Annotated in this window: 6 protein-coding genes; 1 reads left to right on the top strand and 5 read right to left on the bottom strand. The window is 72.3% G+C overall.

Features of this window, described 5'->3' with window-relative positions; all coding sequences use genetic code 11:
- Positions 1-575: 575 nt before the first annotated feature.
- Positions 576-1418 (bottom strand): MerR family transcriptional regulator, encoded by an 843-nt coding sequence (locus ACFXA3_RS30140; protein ID WP_385191756.1) that lies wholly within the window; start codon positions 1416-1418, stop codon positions 576-578.
- Between the two features lie 57 nt (positions 1419-1475).
- Here ACFXA3_RS30140 and ACFXA3_RS30135 point away from each other — a divergent pair, with 57 nt between their 5' ends.
- A complete protein-coding gene (locus ACFXA3_RS30135; protein WP_385191754.1) occupies positions 1476-2024 on the top strand; it encodes a hypothetical protein in 549 nt (182 codons plus the stop codon).
- 89 nt (positions 2025-2113) lie between these two features.
- Here ACFXA3_RS30135 and ACFXA3_RS30130 read toward each other — a convergent pair whose 3' ends face one another.
- The 4 genes from ACFXA3_RS30130 to ACFXA3_RS30115 all read right to left on the bottom strand — a co-directional run bounded on the left by ACFXA3_RS30130 (position 2114) and on the right by ACFXA3_RS30115 (position 6776).
- The gene (locus ACFXA3_RS30130; protein ID WP_385191752.1) at positions 2114-3364 is read right to left on the bottom strand and encodes an MFS transporter; all 1251 of its coding nucleotides are present in this window, start codon (positions 3362-3364) and stop codon (positions 2114-2116) included.
- 369 nt (positions 3365-3733) lie between these two features.
- Positions 3734-4123, bottom strand: coding sequence for a DUF6009 family protein (locus ACFXA3_RS30125; RefSeq protein WP_385191750.1), 390 nt, complete (start codon positions 4121-4123; stop codon positions 3734-3736).
- Complete coding sequence (locus ACFXA3_RS30120; protein ID WP_385191757.1) at positions 4120-5670, bottom strand: phage/plasmid primase, P4 family; 1551 nt, start codon at positions 5668-5670, stop codon at positions 4120-4122. The genes ACFXA3_RS30125 and ACFXA3_RS30120 overlap by 4 nt, the downstream gene beginning before the upstream one ends.
- Positions 5671-5687: 17 nt before the next feature.
- A complete protein-coding gene (locus ACFXA3_RS30115) occupies positions 5688-6776 on the bottom strand; it encodes a bifunctional DNA primase/polymerase (RefSeq protein WP_385191749.1) in 1089 nt (362 codons plus the stop codon).
- Positions 6777-7043: the final 267 nt, after the last annotated feature.

Genomic DNA, 7043 nt, shown 5'->3' with positions numbered 1-7043 from the left:
CCCCCACCCCGAGATCGAATTGGGTTTGGGGGGTTGGTTTTTGTTTATAAGAGCCCGAAGCCGAGGGGCCCCCCGCCGACCACCACCACCTGCACCCGCATACGACGCTCCCGCTGCACAGCGGCGCCTCCCCCATCGGCCGACTCCGTACGCCACAGAAATATACCGGGTGTCCCGTTTTTTTTCCATGCCTTCCGCCCAACTCCACCCTCCGGCCGGCCGGCGCGGCCACCCCGAGGCCTACGAACGCCGGACCGGGCCCCGCAGAGCCCTGCTCACGGCCCGCCCGAACCATGACCGCGCCCCCGACGGCACTGCGACGGCGTACTGCCCCGGGCCCCAGCTCCCAACCACCGGCCGGCCGCGCCGAACCCATCGGGCGGTGCCGCGGGGTGACGGACCCGCGGCCACCCCCGGGTTCTGCGCGGAGGGGGGCACTCCCGGTGCCGGGCGGCGTGGCGGACCGCGGCCACGCGAGGTCTGCGCCGGGCTCCGGGCCGTCCGTCGGCCGCGCCGAGACGCTGGCTTCGTGTCGATGGCCGATCCGGGATCCGCACGCACGGCCACACCAGCGATCAGCCGCCTGCGGAGGGGGCCTCGGCCATGAGCCGTGCCGTGAGTTCCATGCACCGCGTCCGGGCCGGGGAGAAGCCGTAGGGCATCTTGGTCACCGCTTCGAAGGCACTCATCCGGGCGTCCTCCTCGCCGCTCGCCCCGGCGTCGTAGATCTCGAAGAGCTTCTCCTCGGCCACGTCCAGTCCGGCCGCTTCCACGGCCTGGAGCAGGGCCTCGTGATGGGCGCAGTGCTGCGCGGCGAGTTCCTCGACCCGTGGGTCGTAGGGGTCGACGGTGTCATCGAGGGCGGCATCGGCCGCGTCGAGGCGGTCCGCCTCGGCCCGTAGGGCGGGATGGGTCGCGAGGGTGATGAACACGCTGGCCTGAATTGCCGCTCCCAGCGGCCCGAAGATCCGTTCCGTGACCAGCAGGGTGTCCAGGTCGCAGGGGCGCAGTGCGCCGTCAGGCAGGTGGCTGAGCCGGTCCGTGACCAACGGGGAGAGCAAGCCCCGTGGGCTGCCCACGACCCGCAGACGCCGGACTGCCGCGCGCTGACGCTTGATGTCGGCCTCCTGGGCGGCCAGGGACTCCTCCAGCCGGCCCAGGACGTCCTCGACGTCCCGGGCTACGTCGAAGGCGGCCCGCATGTCGTCCAGGCTGATGCCGGCCTCGGACATCTTGCGGATCCACAGCAGGCGGATCATGTCGTCGTAGCCGTAGCGGCGGCGTCCGTCTCCGCCCCGCCCGGGCTCCGGCAGCAGACCGATCTGGTGGTAGTGACGAATGGCGCGCGGGGTGGTTCCGGCGAAGGCGGCGGCATCGCCGATCTTGACCTCGCGGGGAGGCGTGGCGGAGGGGTACATCGCAGACAGGGCCTTTCGTGCTGTGGTGCCCCCGACGACACCACATGCCGCTACGGCATGTGCAACTCCTCCTGGCCGAGGGGCTCGCACCCGCGCTGCACGCCATGGCGAAGGCCCTGCGCGTGCAGGCTGGCGCCCTGGGAGTGCCCGCGGCGGCGGTACATTCCCGAACGGCACGAGGATGGCCGCCCGGTCGACATCTCGTTCGCCACGCTGAACCGGCAGAAGGCCGTACGGGACAAGAACCGGCCCAGCGCCTTCGTGTGCAAGCACTTCGAGGCCATGGTGTGCGCCGCGCTCGCTGAGGAACTGCGGACCGGTGACGTCGCGGTGGCCGGCTCCGAGGAGTACGCAGACCGGAGCGAGCAACTCCTGCCGTGGGAGGACATCGGGACGAAGCCGGGCCACTACGTGGTGGAGGTCGGCCTCGCCGAGCCCGGTGAGGCGACGGCGTACGACGCGGCAACGTTCAGGCGGCGGCTGGAGGACGAGCTCACCGCGGCCGCCGCGACGGCGGACGCCGGGTACCCGGACAACGAGGGCCTGGTCCTCGACCCGGTGCGCGGCGATGGCCCCGGCGCGGACGGCTACGGCCAGGCGGCCTGACCACCCGTGCCATGCCACTACTCCAGCGGCAGCGCGATGCACGCGCACCGTTCCACGCCACTCGGCAGGCTCCCGCACCTACTCCCCGGTCATCTCGTCACTTCCGCAGCAACGCCCGGCTGCGGCCGGGTCCGCATACCCCAGCGGGCAAGAGATGGGCCGGCAGCACCCAGCGCCGCGAAGAACAACGCCAGCAGCAGCCAGCCCGCCGTGCCGAGGCCGAGCACCACCGTGGTGAGGATCGCGGGGGCAAGAGCTTGGCCCGTGTTGAAGCCGAGGCCGAGGACACCTTGGTACTGGCCCTGGGCATGTTCGGGGGCAAGACCGAAGCCCAGGGCGAAGCACGCCGAGGACTCCCAGACCTCTCCCAGGCTGTGGACGAAGATCGCGGCCAGGACCAGTCCTGCTGCCGCCCAGACAGGGGTGTACGCCGCCAGCGCCATCATCGGGCAGCTGACGAGGAAGAGCAGTCCCGCAGTGCGAAACGCCGTGCCGCCGTCGTGCGGGGTCTCGATACGGGAGCCGATCCTGGTCTGCATCAGTACGCAGAAGGCGGAATTGACGGCGAACAGCGCGGCCACAGTCCAGCGCGGCGCTTCGGTGTGCTCGGAGATCCAGATCGGCAGGAGCAGGGAAACCACCGGGTATTGCAGCCCCATGGCCCCGTAGAGGGCGGTGAACGTCAAGAACGGACGGTCCGCGAAAGCGAGCCAGCGACGCTGCTGCGACGGTGCGGCCAGCACCGGGTAGCGGGGTAGCAGGAGCAACAGCACCGCGCACAGGGCGAAGCTCGCCGCGTTGCCGAGGACCAACGTGACATAGGCGCCGCGGGTGTCCGCGGCCAGCGCAAGCCCGGCGCCCACCGTTCCCAGTACGACGCCCAGGTTGACGAAGGTGCGCAGCTTCGCCCGGAACACGGCCGGGCGATCACCCCCGACCCGGACCACCAGAGCGCCCCAGGCCGCCCCGCCGACCGCCGCGGCGATCTGGTCGGCCGTCGCGACGATCGTGAGCGCGGTCCAGCTGTCGACGAGGACGAGGGCCGCCATCGACACCGCCTGGACCGCGAGGGCCAGCATCATGATCGTGCGCGCGCCGCGCCGGTCGGCGAGATGCCCGCCGGGTATCCCCGCGCACAGGCCGATCACTCCGGCAATGGTGAGCGCGGCACCGACCTGCACCGCGGGCAGGCCCACGACCATGGTGAAATACAGCGCAGACGCCGCGTTGAACAGACCGTTGCCGACCCGGTTGACGAAACTGGCAGCGACCAGCACGCGCTCCGGCCTGCTGTCCCCCGCCATGCGGCCTATTCGGCCTGCCGGGCCACCCTTGATCATGGGCCGCAGGCTAGCAGCGGCCGCAGAACCCGCCGCAGTCGCACCAAGATCGTGTGCCCTCACGGCGACGCGAGCCCCGACGCGTGTTCCATCCCCTGAAGGCCGGTGTCGGCAAACGGCGGCGTCGCCGATCCACGTTCCCGGCCGGGCCACCGGCGGCGGTGCAGCAGGGTGATGGACCCGCGGCCACCCGGGAGGGCTGCGCCGGGACCGCGCACCCGGTGGGCGGTCGGCTGCGACGGGATCGGTCGAGGCGCCCTGCCGGGGCCCGGCGGAGGCGCCGGACGCGGCGCCGGCGCAGGGCACCGCCAGAGCCACGAGGGGGTACCGCGGAGCGACCGGGGGCCACCGCGGAGCGCGACGGCAGGGCTACGGGAGGAGGCCGCGGACCGCCGATGACATGGGGCCGCCCTCCGAACGCTCCGTCTTGCGCCCCTTGTTGCCCGGTGCCAGCGTCCTGGCGTCCACGGCCTCGGCCGGCGCCCCCGTCGCGTACAGCCCGTCGGGCGCGGAGTCCCGGTCGTGCGGGAGCAGCCAGAACACCCGCCGCCGGAACGTGCCGGAGGAGCGGGAGGGTTTGGCCTTCGGCCCCAGCAGCGCGTACCCGACCATCCGCCCGTCGCGGTGGTACGCGGGCCGGCCGCGCCGGGTCGGCAGCCGGTCCAGGCTCTGGCGGACGTAGTCGAGCCGGCTGATGTCCTCCAGCCAGACGAGGTCCACCTCGTGGATGATCTCGTCTTCTGCGATGAGGGCGCTCATGCTGTCTCCTCGTCCGCGAGCAGGCCGATGCCCGGGTAGTACTTGCGCTGGTTGGACAGGATCATTTCCTTCGGCGAGGCAAGTCCCACCGACTCGCGGACGCGTGCCGCGAAGGCCCGGGACGATATCGCCGGAGCCCCTTCATTCTGGCACCAGCCCCTGTAGGCCGCGTAGAGCTGCGCTTGTTCGGCCCTCAGATCGGCCTCCAGGCGGCAGGTCTCGCCGATGAAGCGTCCGGTGTGGTCCTCGGTCTCCGCGTACGCCGTGGTCGCGATGCGGACCCGTTCGGGGCCGGTGAGGTCGCGGTCGCCGCCGAGGTAGCGACGGGCCCCGTCGATCAGCCAGTTGAGGATGCCCGGGCCCTCCTGGGTGACGAGGACGTCGGCCAGGTTGTCGATCTTGCGGTCGTCGGAGACGACCCGCTCGAACGGGATCAGCCGCATGCGCCGCCAGAACGCGAATCCGCCGGTGCCCACCTCCGGCCGGTGGTTGCCCAGCAGCCACATCTTGTGGGTCGGCTCGAAGCTGAAGAAGTCCTGCCGCATCCGGCGCGCCTTGATGCGGTCGCCGCCGGTGAGCAGTTTGACGCGGGCCTCGTCGAAGCGGTCGCCCGGTTTGACCTCGCTGCACACGATGACGCGGCGGCCGTGCAGTTCGGCGAGGTCGGTCGGGTGCCCTTCGTACGGCCGTGACATGAGGAACCCGGGTGGCGCCGCGTCGGCGTAGTCCCCGAGCAGCTTCATCAGGACGTCCAGGAGCACGGACTTGCCGTTCTTGCCGGAGCCGAACAGGAAGGGCATGACCTGGGCGCCGACGTCCCCGGTGACGGAGTAGCCGAGCAGCAGCTGGAGGAAGTCGATCATCTCGGCGCCCTCCGTCCCCTCGCCGAAGGTGTCGGTCAGGAAGCGGTTCCAGCGCGGCGTGGGCATGGGCTGCGGCGCCGCCGAGGTGGAGCGGGAGTGGAAGTCCTTCGTCGGCTCGGCGGGGCGGATGTGCCCGGTCCGCAGGTCCACGACCCCGGCGGGCGTGCACAGCGCGTACGGGTCGGCGTCCAGGCGGGCCGCGTTGAGCACCATGCCCGGGGCGGACTTCGCCTGGGTGAGCATGGCGTTCATCCCGCTGGTGCTGAGGGTGCGGCGGCGGTGCTGCTGGAGTGCGGCCGTGGTGTGGACGCCCCGGGGGTCCGTGGTGGCGATGGATTCCGCGAGGTCGCCCGCGGACCACATCACGGTGTCGTCCTCGTCGATCTGCCAGCGCGTGCCGTCCCAGCGGTACCAGCCGATGCCGGGAACGTGCCGGTAGTCGTTGCGGTACAGCTTGACGAACAGTTTGGCGTTGCCGCGGTCGGTGAGGGTGTCGGGCAGCAGCCCGTCCGCCGTCGCCTCGCCGTCGGCCGCGGTCAGGGCGGTTGCGGGGCCCTGTACGGCCGTCTCCCGGCCCGCGGAGCGTTCGATGGACTCCAGGGACTCCTCGGAGCCCCGGGGGGCCGGGACGGGCTGCGCGAGGATCTGGGCCGCGACGGCCTGCACGTCGAAGCCGGCCAGCATGCTGTCGTTCTCCACGCTCACGCGCTGCCTCGGAGGGCCAGGGGGCGCGCCAGGCCCGCACTCAGCCCACTGCGGATGATGGCGCGGCAGCGGCGCTCCTGCCCGGGGCGGGCCCGGCCGGCCGCTTCCTCCAGGGCCCGCAGGGCCTGGGCCTCGGTGACGTGGCCCGCGGCGACGAGTCCCCCGGCGGTGTAGGCGGCGCGGTTCAACTTCTCGGAGAACGCGGCCCCTTCGGGTACGAGGGCGCAGTCGGCCACCTCGGCCAGCACTCCGGCGAGGATCCGGTCCGGAGCCCCGCGTCCCCCGCCGGCGGCGATGACGGCCTGCCGGGCCCGGGGCGGCACCGGCCGCGGCCCGGGAACGGCCGCGGCGGGCAGGTGTCCGGTGCGCTCCAGTTCGCGGGCGAGCCAGCCCGGCAGCGGCGCGGGCATCCGTACGGCGCCCAGCGGGCGGTAGACCCCGGCGGGGGTGACGGTCCCCGGGGCCACGATGTACCCGCCGTGCGCCCGTACGTCGACCTGCCAGGCGAGGGCCCGGCCGCTGCCCGATCCGGTGGAGCACTGCCAGCGGTGGCCGCCGCCGTTGCGGTACCAGACGTGCAGGCCGCCGGACGGGGTCCGCACGCGCAGGGTCGTCTCGTCGTCGGCCGGGCTCACGGCACCGCGTAACGCGGCCAGCACGCCCAGGGTGTGGAATCCGTTGGCCAGCCCGGTCAGGTCGACCGTGTCGGCTATCCCGACGCCGGGCAGCAGCCGTTCGCGGCCGGGGAGTTCGCGCGCGTGCGCGTCGATGTCGATCACGACGAGGCCCGCGGGACCGGTGGCGACGCCGACACCGAGATCGGGACGGGCACCCCACCACTGGCGGATCCGCTCGGAGTCGAGCGTGGCGGCGTGGAACCCGTGGCACCAGCGGCCCGCCCGCAGGCACCGGCACGCGCCGCGGTCGTGGCCCGGGGCGCGGCACGCGTCGCAGTTGCCGACGGGCGTCTTGCGGCCCGGCGCAAGGGGGTGAACCGGCCACCCCTGGCGAGCGCACCAGACAGCAGTCGGCAGAGGCTGCGACCGCCTTGGGTCGCTGCGCGAAACCCGCAGCTCAGCTGCCATTCACTTCCCCCATCAGCGACTGAAGCGACTCAACGCCCAACAACAGGTTAGCGAAACCACCGGGAGAGGAGAGGCATACGAGCCAGAACAGATGTACGTGTCCATCCGAGGTCCCAGCGACCGAGCGACTGAACGGACAGCGACTCAGCGTCGTTCGGTCGCTCGTTGAGTAGCTCACAGAACACCAGGTCACAGGCCTGCGCAAGTAGAAACAGGGGGGGGGGCGGCGCCAAACCCCCCCAGAATAAGAGCCCCCGCCCCCCCCCG

The sequence above is a fragment of the Streptomyces sp. NPDC059456 genome (genome assembly GCF_042750055.1).
Taxonomy (GTDB): Bacteria; Actinomycetota; Actinomycetes; order Streptomycetales; family Streptomycetaceae; genus Streptomyces.
The sequence above is the reverse complement of the archived record's forward strand: the minus strand, read 5'-3'. Positions and strand labels throughout refer to the sequence as shown.

Bases quoted from the DNA above. Each gene is read 5' to 3' on its own strand.
- ACFXA3_RS30130 (WP_385191752.1), bottom strand. From the start codon at position 3,364: ATGATCAAGGGTGGCCCGGCAGGCCGAATAGGCCGCATGGCGGGGGAC.
- ACFXA3_RS30135 (WP_385191754.1), top strand. From the start codon at position 1,476: ATGTGCAACTCCTCCTGGCCGAGGGGCTCGCACCCGCGCTGCACGCCA.
- ACFXA3_RS30115 (WP_385191749.1), bottom strand. From the start codon at position 6,776: ATGGCAGCTGAGCTGCGGGTTTCGCGCAGCGACCCAAGGCGGTCGCAG.
- ACFXA3_RS30125 (WP_385191750.1), bottom strand. From the start codon at position 4,123: ATGAGCGCCCTCATCGCAGAAGACGAGATCATCCACGAGGTGGACCTC.
- ACFXA3_RS30140 (WP_385191756.1), bottom strand. From the start codon at position 1,418: ATGTACCCCTCCGCCACGCCTCCCCGCGAGGTCAAGATCGGCGATGCC.
- ACFXA3_RS30120 (WP_385191757.1), bottom strand. From the start codon at position 5,670: ATGCTGGCCGGCTTCGACGTGCAGGCCGTCGCGGCCCAGATCCTCGCG.